The sequence below is a fragment of the Oceanobacillus sp. FSL W7-1281 genome (assembly GCF_037969835.1).
Taxonomy (GTDB): Bacteria; Bacillota; Bacilli; order Bacillales; family Amphibacillaceae; genus Oceanobacillus; species Oceanobacillus oncorhynchi.
This window is the reverse complement of the sequence record NZ_CP150214.1, coordinates 4,748,266-4,766,128: the sequence shown is the minus strand read 5'-3', so window position 1 is coordinate 4,766,128 and position 17,863 is coordinate 4,748,266. Positions and strand designations below refer to the sequence as shown.

General features: G+C 38.9%; 18 protein-coding genes. 15 read left to right on the top strand and 3 right to left on the bottom strand.

The window, feature by feature from the left end; genetic code table 11:
* The 4 genes from MKX55_RS22920 (at position 1) to MKX55_RS22905 (ending at position 3,758) form a co-directional block, all read left to right on the top strand.
* On the top strand, positions 1-765 hold the full coding sequence (locus MKX55_RS22920) for a metal ABC transporter ATP-binding protein (protein WP_319022544.1): 765 nt from the start codon (positions 1-3) through the stop codon (positions 763-765).
* The gene (locus tag MKX55_RS22915; RefSeq protein WP_193063762.1) at positions 740-1,660 is read left to right on the top strand and encodes a metal ABC transporter permease; all 921 of its coding nucleotides are present in this window, start codon (positions 740-742) and stop codon (positions 1,658-1,660) included. Before MKX55_RS22920 ends, MKX55_RS22915 begins: the two co-directional genes overlap by 26 nt.
* A complete protein-coding gene (locus MKX55_RS22910) occupies positions 1,657-2,538 on the top strand; it encodes a metal ABC transporter permease (protein ID WP_042528676.1) in 882 nt (293 codons plus the stop codon). Before MKX55_RS22915 ends, MKX55_RS22910 begins: the two co-directional genes overlap by 4 nt.
* Before the next feature lie 515 nt (positions 2,539-3,053).
* Entirely contained in the window at positions 3,054-3,758 is a 705-nt protein-coding gene (locus tag MKX55_RS22905) for a DUF554 domain-containing protein (RefSeq protein ID WP_042528678.1), read from the top strand.
* Between the two features lie 38 nt (positions 3,759-3,796).
* Here the strand turns inward: MKX55_RS22905 and yyaC are convergent, their stop codons facing one another.
* Positions 3,797-4,396, bottom strand: a complete 600-nt coding sequence (yyaC, locus tag MKX55_RS22900) for a spore protease YyaC (RefSeq protein ID WP_339235258.1) — start codon at positions 4,394-4,396, stop codon at positions 3,797-3,799.
* A gap of 78 nt (positions 4,397-4,474) precedes the next feature.
* Between yyaC and MKX55_RS22895 the strand changes: the two genes are divergently transcribed.
* From MKX55_RS22895 to rpsR, 7 genes are all read left to right on the top strand, one after another.
* Positions 4,475-5,494 (top strand): hypothetical protein, encoded by a 1,020-nt coding sequence (locus MKX55_RS22895; RefSeq protein ID WP_339235256.1) that lies wholly within the window; start codon positions 4,475-4,477, stop codon positions 5,492-5,494.
* Between the two features lie 231 nt (positions 5,495-5,725).
* Positions 5,726-6,634, top strand: coding sequence for a mechanosensitive ion channel family protein (locus MKX55_RS22890; protein ID WP_339235253.1), 909 nt, complete (start codon positions 5,726-5,728; stop codon positions 6,632-6,634).
* Between the two features lie 111 nt (positions 6,635-6,745).
* Entirely contained in the window at positions 6,746-6,940 is a 195-nt protein-coding gene (locus tag MKX55_RS22885; protein WP_339235249.1) for a DUF951 domain-containing protein, read from the top strand.
* Positions 6,941-7,133: 193 nt separating this feature from the next.
* A complete protein-coding gene (gene ychF / locus MKX55_RS22880) occupies positions 7,134-8,234 on the top strand; it encodes a redox-regulated ATPase YchF (RefSeq protein WP_339235247.1) in 1,101 nt (366 codons plus the stop codon).
* A 204-nt stretch (positions 8,235-8,438) separates the two neighbouring features.
* On the top strand, positions 8,439-8,726 hold the full coding sequence (rpsF, locus tag MKX55_RS22875) for a 30S ribosomal protein S6 (RefSeq protein WP_042528692.1): 288 nt from the start codon (positions 8,439-8,441) through the stop codon (positions 8,724-8,726).
* A 15-nt stretch (positions 8,727-8,741) separates the two neighbouring features.
* Positions 8,742-9,260 carry a single-stranded DNA-binding protein gene (gene ssb / locus MKX55_RS22870; protein ID WP_042528694.1) on the top strand — a complete coding sequence of 173 codons (519 nt, stop codon included), beginning with the start codon at positions 8,742-8,744 and terminating at the stop codon, positions 9,258-9,260.
* Between the two features lie 39 nt (positions 9,261-9,299).
* A complete protein-coding gene (gene rpsR, locus MKX55_RS22865; RefSeq protein ID WP_042528696.1) occupies positions 9,300-9,530 on the top strand; it encodes a 30S ribosomal protein S18 in 231 nt (76 codons plus the stop codon).
* Between the two features lie 302 nt (positions 9,531-9,832).
* On the opposite strand, the gene MKX55_RS22860 is transcribed toward rpsR, so the two are convergent.
* Complete coding sequence (locus MKX55_RS22860; RefSeq protein ID WP_339181173.1) at positions 9,833-11,203, bottom strand: citrate:proton symporter; 1,371 nt, start codon at positions 11,201-11,203, stop codon at positions 9,833-9,835.
* A 121-nt stretch (positions 11,204-11,324) separates the two neighbouring features.
* On the bottom strand, positions 11,325-11,810 hold the full coding sequence (locus tag MKX55_RS22855; protein ID WP_339235245.1) for a DUF1189 family protein: 486 nt from the start codon (positions 11,808-11,810) through the stop codon (positions 11,325-11,327).
* An 893-nt stretch (positions 11,811-12,703) separates the two neighbouring features.
* On the opposite strand from MKX55_RS22855, the gene MKX55_RS22850 reads away from it, so the two are divergent.
* From MKX55_RS22850 to dnaB, 4 genes are all read left to right on the top strand, one after another.
* Complete coding sequence (locus MKX55_RS22850) at positions 12,704-13,636, top strand: YybS family protein (protein ID WP_339235243.1); 933 nt, start codon at positions 12,704-12,706, stop codon at positions 13,634-13,636.
* Positions 13,637-13,762: 126 nt separating this feature from the next.
* Positions 13,763-15,748 (top strand): DHH family phosphoesterase, encoded by a 1,986-nt coding sequence (locus MKX55_RS22845; RefSeq protein WP_339181164.1) that lies wholly within the window; start codon positions 13,763-13,765, stop codon positions 15,746-15,748.
* Positions 15,745-16,191 (top strand): 50S ribosomal protein L9, encoded by a 447-nt coding sequence (rplI, locus tag MKX55_RS22840; protein ID WP_339181162.1) that lies wholly within the window; start codon positions 15,745-15,747, stop codon positions 16,189-16,191. The genes MKX55_RS22845 and rplI overlap by 4 nt, the downstream gene beginning before the upstream one ends.
* A 99-nt stretch (positions 16,192-16,290) precedes the next feature.
* On the top strand, positions 16,291-17,655 hold the full coding sequence (gene dnaB, locus MKX55_RS22835) for a replicative DNA helicase (RefSeq protein WP_042528710.1): 1,365 nt from the start codon (positions 16,291-16,293) through the stop codon (positions 17,653-17,655).
* Positions 17,656-17,863: the final 208 nt, after the last annotated feature.

Below are 17,863 nucleotides of genomic sequence, written 5' to 3'. Positions count from 1 at the left end.
GTGACATCATCTGTAATACGCGTAGATGATTTATCAGCTTCTTACCAAAAAAATAAAGTATTGAATGATGTAAGTTTTGAAGTGAAAGAAGGAACGATTACAGCGATTGTCGGTCCTAACGGTGCCGGTAAATCGACATTAATCAAGACCATGTTAGGACTTCACCCCAAGCTGACAGGAAATGTCAGATTTTGGGGCAGTCCTTTTAAAACTGCAAAGAAGAAAATTGGTTATGTCCCTCAACGCGGATCGGTTGACTGGGATTTTCCAACGGATGCATTGGATGTAGTAACCATGGGACTGTATGGAAAGATTGGCTGGTTTCGTCTTCCTTCTAAAAAAGATAAAGAAAAAGCAATGAATGCCTTGAAGAAAATGGGTATGGAAGCTTATGCACATCGTCAAATCAGTCAGTTATCAGGAGGGCAGCAGCAGCGTGTATTCTTAGCACGTGCACTCGCTCAGGATGCTGAGCTATACTTTATGGATGAACCTTTGGCAGGAGTAGATGCGTCTACGGAAAAAGCGATTATGACTATTTTGAAAGAATTAAAGAGCAATGGCAAGACCGTGTTGGTTGTCCATCATGATCTGCAAACCGTCCCAGAATATTTTGACCATGTCTTATTTTTAAATAAAACCGTATATGCTCATGGGAAAACTGAAGAAGTGTTCACAACGGATAATATAGCGACAACGTATGGTGGAGATATGCAATGGGTTGGAAAGGGAGATCAATATGTTATCCAATCTTCTTCACATTAATACGCTATGGGTGATGGCAAGTACCATGATTTTGGGTATCGCTGCAGGGGGAATCGGATGCTTAGCTTATTGGAAAAGACAAAATCTGATGAGTGACGCCTTGTCCCACGCAGCATTACCCGGTGTTGTAGTAGCTTTCTTGATCATCCAGGAAAAAAATTTATTATTACTTGTTATCGGTGCAGCACTCAGTGCGCTTTTAGGAGCCTTTTTTATTCAATGGTTTTCGAGCGCGACAAGAATTACGGAAGACACTGCTATGGGAATGACGTTATCCGTCTTTTACGGAGTGGGTATCATGCTTTTGGCGATTGCCAACCGTTCTCCCGGCGGGAACCAGAGCGGATTAAATAACTTTATCTACGGGCAGGCAGCGGCAATGGTTCGTTCCGATGTCATCACAATGATTGCACTGGCATCGATTGTTATTTTGATTATATTCCTTGCTTTCAAGGAATGGAAATTATTTTTATTCGATGCTAACTTTGCTAAAGGTGTCGGAATGTCCATACGCGGCATGAACGTGCTGTATACTATCGTGCTGGTAACAACCATTGTTATTGGCATCCAGGCGGTTGGTGTTATTTTAATGGCTGCGATGCTGATTATCCCGGCTGTGAGTGCGAGATATTGGACGCATTCCTTTAAAATGATGATTTTACTTTCTTCTGCAATAGGGGGCTTAGCTGGTGCGTTTGGTACATGGGTAAGCTCCACAGGAAGCGGATTACCGACGGGACCCTTTATCGTCCTCACTTCCTCCGCTGTTTTTATCATTTCCTTATTGTTTGGAAAGGAAAAAGGGATTATTATCAATTTCATCCAATTTAAAATGCAGCAGCGGGCATCTCAAAAAAAGCATCCATTAGCAGCTGAAAAAGGAGGATCACAATGACTTATACGATGTGGATTATTTTAACAGCATCTCTTGTGGGTCTTTCCTGCGGCTTAATCGGTGTATATCTCATTCTGAAAAAACAGGCGATGATGGCAGATGCAATTAGCCATACGGTGCTGCTTGGGATTGTATTAGCTTATATGGTAACACAGCAGTTATCAGGAACCGCAATGCTTGTAGGCGGTATTTTTGCCGGCATTCTTACTGCATTCCTTGTGCAGTCCCTTAATAACTTGAAGGTACAGCACGACGCCTCCTTGGGAATTGTATTTACAACCTTGTTTGCCATTGGCGTTATTTTGATTTCCACCTCGGTGGGGAATGTGCATTTAGATGTGCAGCACGCATTGATGGGAGAAATTACGTTTGTTCCATTTACAACGATGGATATTCCGTTGATCGGATCAGTACCTAAAGCTACTGCAATTCTTGCGCTTGTGTTAATTGTTGTGATTTTCTTTATTATTGCCTTTTATAAGGAATGGAAAATTACTTCTTTTGACCCGGCGCTGGCAGCAAGCATAGGTATACCAGTGATTTTCTTTCACTACTTATTTATGACACTTGTGTCGGTAACCACCGTTGCTTCTTTTGATGCAGTCGGTGCCATCCTTGTGGTTGCGATGCTGATTACTCCAGCAGCTGCTGCTTACTTATGGACAGATAAATTAATCTTGATGTTATTTCTAAGCGGCGGATTTGGCATTATATCTGCTGTTGCAGGATATTGGGTAGCTACGTGGCTGAATACATCTATTTCCGGATCCATGGCGCTTATGACAGGCTGTATCTTTTTTATAACCTTCCTGCTCTCGCCAAAGCATGGTCTGATTTCGAGATGGGTCCGGCCGGCAGAAGTCAGGGAAGAGGCGTAAAAGTTTTTTGTAAAGGAATTTCGTATCTGAAAGAGGATATGGAATTCCTTTTTCTATTTGCTGGATAACATGGGACGTCGATTAAGTATTTTTTAGAAATCTGTAAAATGAGTCAGGTACCTGTAAGTACACTTAATCAATTCTCAAATGTATCTAAATATGGTACCTTATCAACTTATTAGCGGAAGAAAAGGGATTGCAAATGAAACAAAATTTGATTATAATGCTTTTTAACTCTTTGTTTGAAATGAATAGCTGAAAAGAGAACATTTAATCTAGCAGGAATGAAGAAAGAATACATCCCTTTTTATTATATATTTTAAAAGATAAAACATAGCTAGATTATGATGATACCCCTTTAAATCAATACATATAGTGCTTTTAGGAAGAATGTTTCACGTGGAACATTATCTACATAAGAGGGGCCCTGTAAAACATTATCTATTGTGGTTTTACAGCCATATGAGAAGGTTTATTTGTCTCATTAAAAAACTCATAAAAATAGGAGGCAGGAAGTGGCTTTATTCGGAACAATTATTAATTTCGCATTTATTATTATTGGAAGCATCATCGGTTTATTTTTTACAAAAATTCCGGAACGGTTTAAAGAGACGGTGATGAACGGGATAGGACTTGCTATTGTTTTAATTGGTCTGCAGATGGCATTACAGACGGAACAGATTATTGTGGTCTTATTAAGTTTATTATCTGGAGCAATCATTGGAGAAGGGTTAAAGATTGAAGAAGGCTTAAATCGTTTTGGAAAGTGGATTGGCTATCGTTTTGCCGCGAATGAGAATGATACAAGCATCTCGCAAGGGTTTGTAACAGCTTCTCTTATCTTCTGTGTTGGAGCAATGGCGATTATCGGTGCTTTAGACAGCGGCATTCGCGGAGATCATGGTATTTTGATTACCAAAGGAATCATTGATGGATTTACAGCACTTGTGTTAACGACGACTTTAGGCATTGGTGTTATCTTATCAGCCATTCCAGTTGTGCTTTATCAGGGGACGATAACGCTTTTGGCAACACAAATTGACAAGTGGGTATCGGCTGCTTTCTTAGATGGATTAATTGTCGAGTTGACTGCAGTCGGCGGTCTGCTTATCCTGGCAATTGGCTTCAATTTATTAAATATCACCAAGATTCGCATCGGAAATTTATTACCAAGTATTTTGACAGTAGTGCTTGTTTACTATCTTTTTACTTTATTCTAGAACGAAAAAAATCGGGCAGAGAGCCCGTTTTTTTATGCTTAAATCATATTTTTAACTGTATTTATATGCCGGGAATAGGTTAATTGTCTGTCCACCTGTTTGAGTATGCCTGCTACTTCCAAAGCCATATCCATGACGAGTGACAGGCGGGTATTTTGTAAAACGGTTTGTTCCATAAATCCGCTGACATTGACAACCCCTGTAATGTTCATATTGCCAACCTGAGGGAGCTGTTTGTTTAATGCCAGACCAGGCTTTAAAGGCTTGTTTTCAGCAATTATACTTCCAACAGAGCTGCTTTTGCCCAGGCATGCATCAATGGCAATCAGATAAGGTTTCTCGTGATTTTTATAAATGCTTAAGAGGGATTCTTTCAGGTTAACCGCATGAACCGGCTCATGAATCGTTCCATAAACATGTAAATTTCTGGGGCGCATTTCCTCGAAGTACGTACCGGCGAGCGGGCCTAATGCGTCTCCTGTAGAACGATCAGTACCAATGAAGACAGCGATATAATCAGCAGCTTTCAAAGGAAACCAGGGCATGATTTGATTAGATAATGTTTTGGCTATGTCGGGTTCTTGATAATTTGCTCTAAAATGGTTTGATTGTATGCGTAAGCTTGTTTTTAGATTCATAGCAGTTCCTCCAAAATCATATTGTTACAGTATACGGTAATTTATGAAGAACTATACGTATGAATTGGAGGAAATACCATGTGGAGAAGAGGCCTGCAATGGACAGCATTAATCCTTGGTGCAACGATTGGTGCCGGATATGTATCAGGAAGAGAACTGTGGCAATTTTTTGGGCATGAAAGCGGACTGGCTATTGTGTTATTTTCTTTTCTATTTTCATTCTGCTGTTATGTGATTATGGCAATCAGCTACCAAATGAAAAGTGAAAATTATTTACCTGTTTTAGAAATAATTGCTGGAAAAAAGCTGACGAAGGCATTTGACGGATTAATCCTTCTGTATCTGTTCACCACGACGATGATTATGATCGCGGGAAGCGGGGCAACGGGACAGGTATTTCATTTACCATACCCGGTCGGCATCGGAATTACTGGAATTGTACTTGTATTGTTATTTATTAAGGGAATAAACGGGTTATTGACTTTTAATGAACTTATATTGCCTATTTTGATTGGCGGGCTTTTGTATGTGTTAGCAATGTATGTTTCCAATCAAAATTTACAGCTGTTTGCATATTGGCACGAGCAGCGAAATTGGTTTTCCGCCTTTCCCTTTACAGCATTAAATATTCTTCCGCTGATTGCAATTTTAGGAGCTATTGGAAATAAGGTGAAGGGAAGAGGAGAAATTATTATTTGCTGTATTGGGACAGGGGTGTGCTTAGGAATTGTTTCGTATATTTACAATAGCAGCTTGATTCAAATTGCGGATGAAATTATTCTTTATGAGATTCCCTTATTCGCTATTTTAAAAGAATTTCCATTAGGGATGATTCTATTTATGTCTATCCTTCTTTGGCTGGCAATTTTTACAACTGCCGCTGCAGGGATGCTGGGCATCGCCACCAGAGTGCAGTCATTTTTAAAAGAAGAAAAGCCGATGTATCTGATTGTCCTTGTTTCGGTATTGCTGATGCTGCCATTAACAGGATTTGGTTTTGCTAATTTGGTAAACTTCCTCTATCCGCTGTACGGTATACTTAATTTATATATTTTAGCCAGACTGTTAACCTATCCGTTATGGAAAAAAACAAAATAATATTTCGTTGGTGACGAACATGCATATAACTTCTAAATAAAGGACTGTTAAAAAAATGGAGGTATCGGAGAATAGTATTATTTCGATACCATCCCATCTATAAATAAAAAAACTTGCAAAATATAAGATTTATATGTTTATATTTTTTCAGATGGGAAAAACATTATGGTAGTATTTTTTAACATCCAATAGAAAAACTGTTTATAAGAAAGTGAAAGGAGTTATATACGCATGAACTTGAATTTTATAAGTCATCAATTTGACAGGGTATGGGATTATTTCAGCAATCCTGAACTGTGGCTGGCTATTTTAGGAGGAGCCATCCGGATTGTTCTGATTCTTCTTATTTCGTGGCTGGTTGTTGGCATTGTGCGAAAAATAGTAGATAAATTATTTGTACAAAGACAGCATGGGCCGATAAAGATTCCTAAACGCCGGGAAGACACATTGAAGAAATTGATAAAGAGTGTCGTTGCGTATGTTGTTTACTTTATGGCACTTGTTATGATATTGGAAGTGTTTAACTTTGAAATTGGACCGCTCTTAGCCGGTGCTGGAGTTGCAGGTCTGGCAATTGGTTTTGGGGCACAGAACCTTGTGCGTGATATCATTACTGGCTTCTTTATTATTTTTGAAGATCAATTTTCAGTAGGTGATTATGTGTTAGCTGCTGGAATAGAAGGGACGGTGGAAGAAATTGGATTACGCACGTCAAAAATTGTTTCCTGGACAGGAGAACTAAACATTGTCCCTAACGGAAATATTGATCAGGTAATCAATTATTCATCTCGAAACGGCCTTTCTGTTGTCGATGTAAATGTGCCGTATGAAAGTGATATCGCACATGTGGAACAAATTATTCATGAAGTAGCAGAAACACTGCCGGAAAAATATGACTTTATTTTAGGCGTTCCAGAGATTATCGGTGTTCAAAACCTGGATGTCTCTCACTTTGTTGTTCGTATTATTGCAGAAACAGAGCCGGTCTTCCAATGGGCGGGGGAACGGAATATCCGTAAAGAGATCCAGGACAAGCTATATAAATCCGGGGTTAAAATTCCTTCTCCTCGTATTGTTGCTTATTCCGAGCAGGAAATGGACCAATTAACTCAGGAACGTCAAGAACGTCGGCAAAATTGAGGATAAACCTCCTTTAAATTTGCTATAATGTAATGTAAGAAAAGCGCTGAGTTTCCGTTAAAAAGGTTCTTGAAGCCAGACAGCATTATTTCAAAAAAAGGAGCAGGAGTTATGGATAAAGAATTTGGTTTGCGTGACGTTGTCCAAATGAAAAAGCCGCATCCATGCGGGGAGAATCGCTGGCAAATTATCCGGATGGGAATGGATATCCGGATTAAATGTCTTGGCTGCGGGCATAGTGTGCTTATCCCGAGAAGAAATTTTACGAAGAAGATGAAAAAAGTTCTAGAAAAACACGAAGAATAGTAAAAAATGATTTTGTTGATGAAAAGACAAGAGAAAAATAAAAAATTCTTTAGAAGAAAACTCAAAATGGGGTCAGAGAACAGCCCTGTTTTGAGTTTTTTCATGCTTGTCTTTTTGCAGCGGACTATCTATAATTGGAGTTACGAAAATGTTCATGAACGAATTAAGTCCTTAAGGAGTTGGAAAAAGTAATATGGCATTAACAGCAGGAATTGTCGGCCTTCCAAATGTAGGAAAATCTACCTTATTTAATGCAATCACGCAGGCAGGGGCGGAAGCAGCAAACTACCCCTTTGCTACAATTGATCCGAATGTAGGGATTGTGGAGGTTCCGGACGAACGTTTAAATAAATTAACAGAGCTTGTAAAACCAAAGAAAACGGTCCCGACTGCATTTGAATTCACGGATATTGCCGGAATTGTGAAGGGTGCAAGCAAGGGGGAAGGTTTAGGAAACCAATTTTTATCTCATATCAGACAGGTAGATGCAATTTGTCAGGTTGTACGCTGCTTTGAAGATGAGAATATTACACATGTTTCCGGAAAGGTCGATCCGATTGATGATATTGAAATCATTAATTTGGAGTTGATTTTAGCAGACTTGGAATCGGTCAATAAACGATTTCAGCGTGTAGAAAAACTGGCGCGTCAAAAGGATAAAGAAGCACTGGCAGAGTATGAGATTTTAAACAAAGTAAAAGAAGGCTTGGAGAACGATCAGCCGGCACGTGCTTTAGAGTTTACAGAGGAGCAGGAGAAAATAGTTAAAGGACTGCATCTGTTAACGAGTAAACCTACCTTATATGTGGCCAATGTAAGCGAAGAAGAGGTAGCAGACCCGGATTCGAATGAAAATGTTCAAAGAGTAAAAGAATATGCAGCAAATGAGAATGCGGAAGTAATTGTGGTCTGTGCACGTATTGAGGAAGAAATAGCTGAATTAGAACCGGAAGAGAAAGAAGAATTCCTGGAGGATTTAGGTATTTCTGAATCTGGTTTAGATCAATTAATTAAAGCATCTTATAATTTACTTGGACTGGCTACGTATTTTACAGCCGGTGAACAAGAAGTGCGTGCCTGGACTTTCCGTCAGGGAATCAAAGCACCTCAGGCTGCAGGGATTATCCATACTGATTTTGAACGAGGATTTATTCGTGCAGAGACCGTATCCTATGATGCTTTAGTAGATGCAGGCAATATGGCGACAGCAAGAGAAAGAGGTCAAGTAAGACTGGAAGGAAAAGAATATATTGTTCAAGACGGTGACGTTATTCATTTCCGATTTAATGTGTAAGTCCATTTTCTAATTATAAGCTGGATAATAGTAAATATTTAAAAATAAACGTAATCAGGTTCTCTCGAAGGCTTGTCATAACATAATTTATTTGGTATAATGTCCAAATGTGAGTAATTAAAAAATTATTCCTTGCTCTTATATCTGCGATTCAGACGGAATTGCAGAGAACAGAGCCGCTAAGACCAAAAGGAGGTGTAACGGATGAGAAAATACGAAATTATGTACATCATCCGCCCAGATATCGAGGAGGAAGCACAAACTGCTTTAATCGAGCGTTTTAACAAAATCCTTACTGATAATGGTGCGGAAATCGAAAAAGTTGATGAAAAAGGCAAGAAGCGTCTTGCATATGAAATCAATGACTATCGTGATGGCTATTATGTTGTTATCAATTTCCAAGGTGATGAAAATGCAGTAAATGAATTTGACCGCCTAGCGAAATTCAACGATGATATTATTCGCCATATGGCAATTCGAGATGAAAAATAATAAGGAGTGGTTCTGATGTTAAATCGTGTCGTATTAGTTGGCAGATTAACGAGGGATCCTGATTTACGCTATACACCAAGCGGTGTGGCAGTAGCTAATTTTAATATTGCTGTGAACAGACCTTTTTCAAATCAACAGGGAGATCGCGAAGCAGATTTTATTAACTGTGTCGTTTGGCGCAGACCTGCGGAGAACCTGGCGAATTATATGAAAAAAGGAAGTTTGATTGGTGTAGATGGCCGTGTACAGACACGTAATTTTGAAGGCCAGGATGGCAAACGGGTTTATGTAACAGAGATTGTTGCAGATAGTGTCCAATTCTTAGAGACGAAAGGTTCCCAAGGGGGCGGACAGTTTCAATCGGATGGATACCAGAACAACCAAAATAATCAGAACCAATATCAGCAAAATCCATTTTCATCAAATCAAAATCAAGGATTTAATCAAAACCAAAATCAAAATACAAGTCAGGAAGATCCATTTAAAAACAATGGAGAACCAATTGACATATCAGATGATGATTTACCGTTCTAAATGATTATCTAACAAATTAAACAAAAAGGAGTGTTTCACATGGCAGCTCGTCGCGGACGCGCAAAACGTCGTAAGGTGTGTTATTTCACAGCAAACGGAATTACACACATTGACTATAAAGATGTAGATTTGCTAAGACGTTTCGTTTCTGAACGTGGAAAAATTCTTCCTCGTCGTGTAACTGGAACTTCTGCAAAATATCAACGTAAATTGACTATTGCAATTAAACGTGCTCGTCAAATGGCTTTATTGCCTTACGTAACAGATTGATTAAAAAACCCTCAAGTTTTAATGAACTTGAGGGTTTTTTATGTCTTTATTGAATTGTAGTCCCCTAAGGAATTTATTATTGTGTAGGCAACACAGCGGTCATTACCTCCTGTAAAAGCTTCATTTAGTAACAAAAAAATTATTCTGATACAGGAGAGTATACAGAGAATAAACATAAAACGATATACAACATTCCTGTATGATTCCGCCTCCCCTATCTATCATTATAAAAAAAATCTCTCCAAGTACAGGCAAATACTTTGCTGTACTTGGAGAGATTATATGAATCTACTAATCAAATTTTAGAGAGTGACAACGCCAATCAATATTGCACATCCTAATAAGACAATACTGAATCCCCATAACCAGAAGAAGGAGTATTTGATATGTTTCCCCATATTGGCTGAGGCAAGTCCGATTCCCAACCATAGCGCAGGAGAGAAAGGACTTACAAATGTTCCGATAATGTTACCAATCATCATAGCGTATGCTGTGGATACAGAAGCAATCCCTTGAGTGCTGGCAATCTGATCAACAATAGGCAGCAATGCAAAATAATATGCATCTGTACTAGTTAATAAGTCTAAAGGAACCCCGAATATACCAACAATGATGTGTATAACTGGAACAACAAATGCTGGCATGATAGTAATCGCAGCAAGTGCAATTTGTTCAAGCATACCTGATTCATTCAGGACACCGAGGAATACCCCGGCTGCTAAAATAACTGCGGCCATCATTAAGGCATTAGGAGCATGCTCTTTAACACGGTTCATTTGATTATCGACGCCTTTGTAGTTCAATGGAAGAGCGATAGCAACCCCTATCATAAATGCATATTGTGGTGCCAGTAATCCAGCCATCATAGTTCCTAATACCAGTACAGTAAGAACAAGATTGGCCGCGTTTCTCCATGAAATATCTCGTGGCTGTTCTTTCGCTTGCGCCATTTCTTCATTTTGTTTTTTTGTGAAATTGTCAGCAATTGCTACAATATTTACGTTTTCACTTAATGTAATTTCACCAGCTGCCGCTTTTTTACTGATTTTCTTTTTTTCCCGAAGTCCGAGAAGAGCAGCCAGTAATAAAATAAGTACAGCTCCAATTACCTGTACAGGAATAAGTGGTAAGTAAAAGTCAATTAAATCCATATCGATCACGGTTGCCGCACGTGCAGACGGTCCGCCCCAGGGGATCATATTGATAACACTTGCACTTAGAGCAACTAATAATAATAATAAGTAACGACTCATATGTAGTTCCTTATACAGAGGAAGCAATGCCGGGATACAGAGAAGGAAAGTAGAAGCTCCAGCTCCATCAAGCTGTGCAATCATCCCAATAATCGCTGTTGCCATAGCTACGATGATTACATTTCCTTTTGTTACTAGAATCATAAAGCGTATGAAGGGATTAAATAAACCACTATCCTGCATAATACCAAAATAGACAATGGCAAAAATAAACATAATCACGACGCCCATTACTTGCTCTGAGCCAGAAGCTAAAAATTCAGAAAGCTCCTCAAAATTAAATCCCGCTATAAATGCTCCTATTATTGGAATAACTGTCATCCCGACAATAGGACTAATTTTATTTGAGATAAGTAATCCTACAATTGAAAAGATAATAAGCAGCCCAACAATTGTAAGCCAAATAGAAATATCTTCCATAATAAACCCCTTTTCTTTGGAAACGCTTCACAAACTTTTAAAAAAATGCATAATAACACTATAAAACGTTTACAAGTGAAATTCAACCGTTTCTTTGTTTAAATATGTAGAAAAATGTAATTTAACGGACTCTTTTTTGTGGATATAAGAATATCATTCGTATCAGCAGCACTACTGGATAAATAAAAAAGATAAATAAAAACCAATCTGGAATAGACCAAATAAACGAAAGTAAGGTAAAAACCAGCATAGGGAGAGTCAGAGAACAAGCAGTTAATTTCCATAGTGTGCCATAATAGAGTTTCCGGTTTGCCAGACGAACAATCCCCCTCCCGAGATAAGCGATAAATGAAATAACGCCTAGCAGCAGAATAGCTAGAATTAAGTAATAAAACATAAAGAAATAAATAAGTTGAAAGATAATATTCATTTCTCCTCCTAAACCACTCCAGCTTGTTAATCGCACTATTAGTTCAGGCAGGGATGTCACCATAAATAAAATGAAAAGATAAATCATAATTTGATCCATTCCGATTCGATTAATCTGAAACATGGCCTTTTTTTGTGGGAGTAAAAGACTTTCTTTGAGTATTTTTATGAATTTCATTTTTATCATCCTTTATTTCGAAATAGAGAAAAGTCTTTTCCTTATGAATTATATAAAAACAAGGTGCTTTATGCTGGGCCAAAATAAAAATATATACAGCCAGAAATCGATGAAAAAAGATATGATTTAATCTACTTTTAGTTGGCAACACTATTATTATATAGGAATTAGCTTTTATTTGGCTAAGAATACAGCTTTATTCGACAAATTTCCCGGGAAATAATATGAAACTTAATTTTCAGAGCAACCTATCCTCATTTAATTGCATACATAAAGCGGTGATACTGTCTGAACATAGTGAAGCACCACTGTTACGCCTTCTTTTGAACAAGGTACTATACAAGCCTTTCTGCTAAATTCATGTTATCATAATAGAGTATGTGTTGAATTATCATATTGCCATTTGAACCTATAAAAATGGATGTGAATAAACAGGAAAGGATATAGCTATATAAATTGAAGTAAGAAATTATACTTTTTTCTTATAAAAGTGACGAAATAATAATTGAAAACAGTAACTGGCGAACGCTTTTTGATGGGACGAGTAATCGCAGACCCAGACCCAATTTTAGCTTTGTCTGCGTCTTTCGGCTTGCCAATCGCTAAGTCTTCTTTTCACCCTCGGGGCATAAGTGCGACTTTAGCTCTGTCTACGCCTGTCGGTTTGCCAATCGCTAAGTCTTCTTTAGAGGAGACGAGCCCGGGGTACACGGAAAGCGTAGTGTCTTTCTGGGGCCTAAGATTACTCACCCCGTGAAACCTGTTGTAGCGGTAGCTATTAATATTAATTTCAATTTATATAATTAGATAAATTTTGGTGTATTTTTTATAGAGGAGAGGAATTTAAAATATCCTTTACTATTACTTATTTTTGTTAGAATGAGGTGCAGTATATGAACCAATCGAGAAAAGTTACCGAAGGAGCATTAATGATTGCCATTGTTATGGTTTTGTTGGTGGCTTCTTTCTTACCGATACTTAGTTTAATCAGCATGTTTGTACTGCCTGTTCCTTTTATATTCTATGTGAAACGGCATGGAGTGAAGGCAGGTCTTATAATGACACTGGCTGTTGCGGTTATATCTACATTGCTGATGTCTATGATGATACTGCCAGGTGTGCTTATTGCTGCAGCAGGCGGTATTTTTATCGGCTATGCCATGTATAAAAGGAATACAGCATATGAAACACTGGCCCAAGGAACATTCGGCTTTATTGTTGGTATGCTTTTGGCTTTTGTTTTTATTCAAATACTGTTGGATGTTAATATTGTATCTGAATACGAAAACATTGTGGAAGACTCTGTCAGTATGAGTGCATCCATGATAGAAAGTGTCAATCCTTCGCTGAACGAAGAAGATATCACCGCATTGCAAGAGACACAAATTAGCTTACTGAAGCAATTAATTCCTACCTTTATGGTTGTATTTGCTTTAGCTACGGCATTTATTACGCAATGGATCAGTTATAAGTTATTAAATCGGATAGAGAAAGAGAAATTTTCTTTTCCGCCATTCCGTGAATTACAATTTCCGGGTGCAATTATTTGGATTTATCTGTTAGCATTAATTTTATCTGTTATCGGTTTTGAAGAAGGAAGCACCATGGAATTTGGAGCGCAGAATTTATTGATGATTGTCGGGATTGCTTTGATGCTGCAAGGATTTTCATTTATTTTTTACTTTGCACATATCAAACGTATAGCCAAAGCAGTTCCTATTTTGATTGTTATTGCAACGATTCTTTTTCCAGGAATTCTTCTTTATTTCATCCGAATCTTAGGTATAATTGATATAGGTTTCCGGTTAAGAGGGCGGTTAAAATAAAAAAGAAGCAGACTTATAGAGCAACCCGAGATTCCCGCACCGAAAGCCATAAAATAATTGTTCGGTCTAAGAATAAGTACAGGAAAAAAACAGAAAGACTGTTGGACTTTGAAGGAGCTGAATGCCGTGCCAGATTTACAGAATAGACCAACATTAAGCAAGCATGTATGGATGATTTATATCTTTACATTTCTATTGCTTTTATATGTTTGGTACTATCAATGGATAGTTGGCTTAATAATGACAGTTGTCTACGCTGCTTCATTTTACTATAGTATTCGAACGGAAAGAGTGCTTCTGGATGAAGCGGAAGAATATATATCGACGATTTCTCATCGTGTGAAAAAAGTTGGTTCGGAAGCTTTATTAGAGATGCCATTTGGAATTGTTCTATACAATGATAACTTTCAAATAGAGTGGTCAAACCCATTCATGAATCAGTTTAAAGCAAGCAAGGATACCATTATTGGTGAATCTCTTAATCAGTTATCGGAAGACTTAATCCCGATGATTATAGAGAACAGAGATGAAATATGGGTGGAAATTGGAGATTACACCTTTCTGTGTGTGATTAAAAAGGAAGAAAAACTGCTCTATTTCCTTGATCGTACAGAGCATCAAAAACTGAAGGACCGTTACTATAATGAGCAAACCGTACTTGCTATTATCTTCTTAGATAATTATGAAGAAATCACACAAAATATGGATGATACAGCCAAGAGTCAATTGAACTCACAGGTGACGGCTGTTTTGAATAACTGGTCAAGTCATTATGGACTTTACTTGAAACGAACGTCCCAGGAACGATTTTTAGCTGTTGGGAATCTGGAAATTCTCGAGGAGCTGGAAAAAGTTAAATTCTCTATTTTAGACGAAGTCCGGGAAATGAAAGGTTCCGAAAGCAATCCAGTCACATTGAGCATCGGGGTCGGCGCTGGAAATATGACGCTGCCGGAAATTGGTGAAGTAGCCCAGTCCAGTTTAGATTTAGCCTTAGGCCGGGGCGGTGATCAGGTGGCTATTAAGGATGAGAATGGAAAAGTACGTTTTTACGGCGGAAAGACCAATCCGATGGAAAAACGTACCCGTGTACGGGCACGAGTGATATCTCATGCGTTAAAAGAGTTGGTTCGTGCCAGTGATAATGTTATTATTATGGGACATAAATCACCTGATATGGATGCCATTGGTGCAGCTATCGGTGTATTAAATATTGCTAAAACAAATGATGTACCCGGTTATATTGTGTTTGATGAGAATGATGTCGAGACAGGTGTTTCCAGGCTGATAGACCGTATTCGTGAGGATGGAGAGCTTTGGGATCAATTCATCTCACCGGAAGAAGCAGAGGATCTCATGATTGATCAGCAGAGTTTATTGATCATTGTGGATACCCACAAACCGAGTATGGTTGCAGTAGAAAGTTTATTGAACTATACCGATTATAAAATTGTTATCGACCATCATCGCCGGGCAGAGGAATTTGTTGATAATCCTACGCTTGTCTACATGGAGCCTTATGCATCCTCCACAGCAGAGCTTGTGACGGAGCTTCTGGAATATCAGCCAAAAGGAGTGAAGCTGAAAGTACTGGAAGCTACAGCGCTTTTAGCTGGAATTATCGTTGATACGAAAAGTTTCACGCTGCGTACAGGCTCAAGAACATTTGATGCGGCTTCGTATTTAAGGTCACAAGGCGCTGATACGGTATTAGTCCAGCATTTACTCAAAGATGATTTAGAGGTATTTATCGAACGCAGTAATATTATTGAAAGAACACAAATTTATAATGACTATATTGCGATTGCGACAGCGCCTAGCGGAAGAGCATATAACCCTGTGCTGATTGCGCAAGCAGCGGATACCTTACTGTCTATGGTAGGTATCACGGCTTCCTTTGTTATTTCAGAAAGAGCAGATGGCAGGATTGGAGTCAGTGCACGCTCGCTGGGGGATGTCAATGTACAGGTCATCATGGAACAAATGAATGGCGGCGGGCATTTAACCAATGCAGCAACGCAAATAGAGGATAAAACCATTGATGAAGTCAAAGAAATGCTTGTTGAGATTATTGATGAGCTGGAGTACAAAAAAGGGAGAGATTCAGAATGAAAGTTATTTTCTTAAAAGATGTCAAAGGGAAAGCAAAAAAAGGTGAAGTGAAAAATGTTCCTGACGGCTATGCCCGCAACTACCTATTCAAAAATAAACTGGCAGAAGAAGCTACTTCCGGGAATCTAAAAGCACTTGATGCGAAAAAGAAAAAACAAGATCAATTAGAAATAGAAGAAAAAGAAAATGCCATTCAATTAAAAGACAAACTTGCTGATTTAACGGTTGAGCTGGAAGCAAAATCTGGAGAAAATGGACGTTTATTCGGTTCCATTACCAGTAAACAGATTTCAGAAGGCTTAAATAAACAGCATGGTTATAAAATTGATAAGCGCAAGTTAGAATTAGATGAGCCAATCCGTGCGTTGGGTTACACAAACGTTCCCGTTAAATTACATCCGGAAGTATCTGGCTCTGTAAAGGTTCATGTAAAAGAAAAATAAATAGGATGACATTTGGAAATAAACAGAGGAAAAAGAAATTGGCAGGAAAACAGTGTGCCGATTTCTTTTTTCACTTAACTAGAATACGGAGGAGAGGTAATGAGTGCGTCTTTGAATGATCGTACACCACCGCATAATTTAGAAGCAGAGCAATCTGTTTTAGGCGCTGTTTTTTTAGAGCCGACCGCCTTTGTACAGGCTTCCGAAATTTTGATTCCGGAAGATTTCTACCGTGCGAGCCATCAGCTTATTTTTACAGCGATGATGACCTTGTCTGAGCGCGGGGAACCAATTGATGTTGTGACAGTTACCACGTTTTTAAATGACCGGAAACAGCTGGAGGAAGCAGGTGGTGTATCCTACTTAACAGAATTGGCAGAAAGTGTGCCGACTGCAGCTAACGTAGAGTATTACAGCAGAATTGTAGAAGAAAAATCAACCCTGCGCAGCTTGATTCGAAAAGCGACAGACATTGTGACGGCCTCTTTTGAAAAAGAAGATGAGGTTGAAGATGTTTTAAATGATGCAGAAAAAAGTATCCTGGAGGTTTCTGGACGAAAAAATTCAGGAGCTTTCAAAAATATAAAAGATGTCTTGATTGATGTATATGATAATATTGAACAGCTCCACCAGCAAAAAGGTGATGTAACAGGTGTTCCAACGGGATTCTTGGACTTAGACCGCATTACATCAGGCTTTCAGCGGAACGATTTGATCATTATTGCGGCGCGTCCTTCCGTGGGGAAAACAGCCTTTGCATTAAACGTAGCACAAAACGTTGCCGTAAAAACAGATGAAAATGTAGCTATTTTCAGTTTGGAGATGGGCGCGGATCAGCTCGTTCAGCGTATGCTTTGTGCGGAAGGAAATATTGATGCGCAGCGTTTAAGAAATGGACAGCTGCAAGCAGATGACTGGAGTAAGCTGACGATGTCGATGGGTTCTCTGTCAAATGCAGGGATTTATATCGATGATACGCCAGGAGTGCGTGTCAATGAAATTCGTTCCAAGTGCCGGCGACTGAAGCAGGAGCATGGACTCGGGATGATTTTGATTGATTACCTGCAGCTTATCCAGGGAAGCGGCAGCTCGAAGGAAAACCGTCAGCAGGAGGTTTCCGAGATTTCCCGTGCGTTAAAGGCATTGGCACGGGAGCTGGAAGTGCCATTGATTGCTTTATCTCAGCTCTCTCGTGGTGTAGAGTCCAGGCAGGACAAGCGCCCAATGATGTCGGACATCCGTGAATCAGGAAGTATTGAGCAGGACGCGGATATTGTAGGTTTCTTATATCGTGATGATTATTATGATAAAGAGACAGAGAAAGAGAATATTATTGAGATTATTATTGCGAAGCAGCGTAATGGTCCAACAGGAACCGTAGAGCTAGCCTTTGTAAAAGAATATAATAAATTCGTGGACTTAGATCATCGTTATGGAGAGGGAGATATTCCGCCAGCGATGTAGATAATAGAAGTATTATTGATTTTCTATATGAGAAAGTCTATCTTGGTTAGGCGAGAGGACTCCCAACCTTATTGAATGTGCAGGGTGAACCCCAATGAGTAGGTGGGAGGTGAATCGCCTCTTCTTATTTGCGAACATCAGTTTGTATGGTATAATGTTCTTGAAAGACGTTCTTTGAAAACTGAACATATTAGGTTGTGGCGAGAAT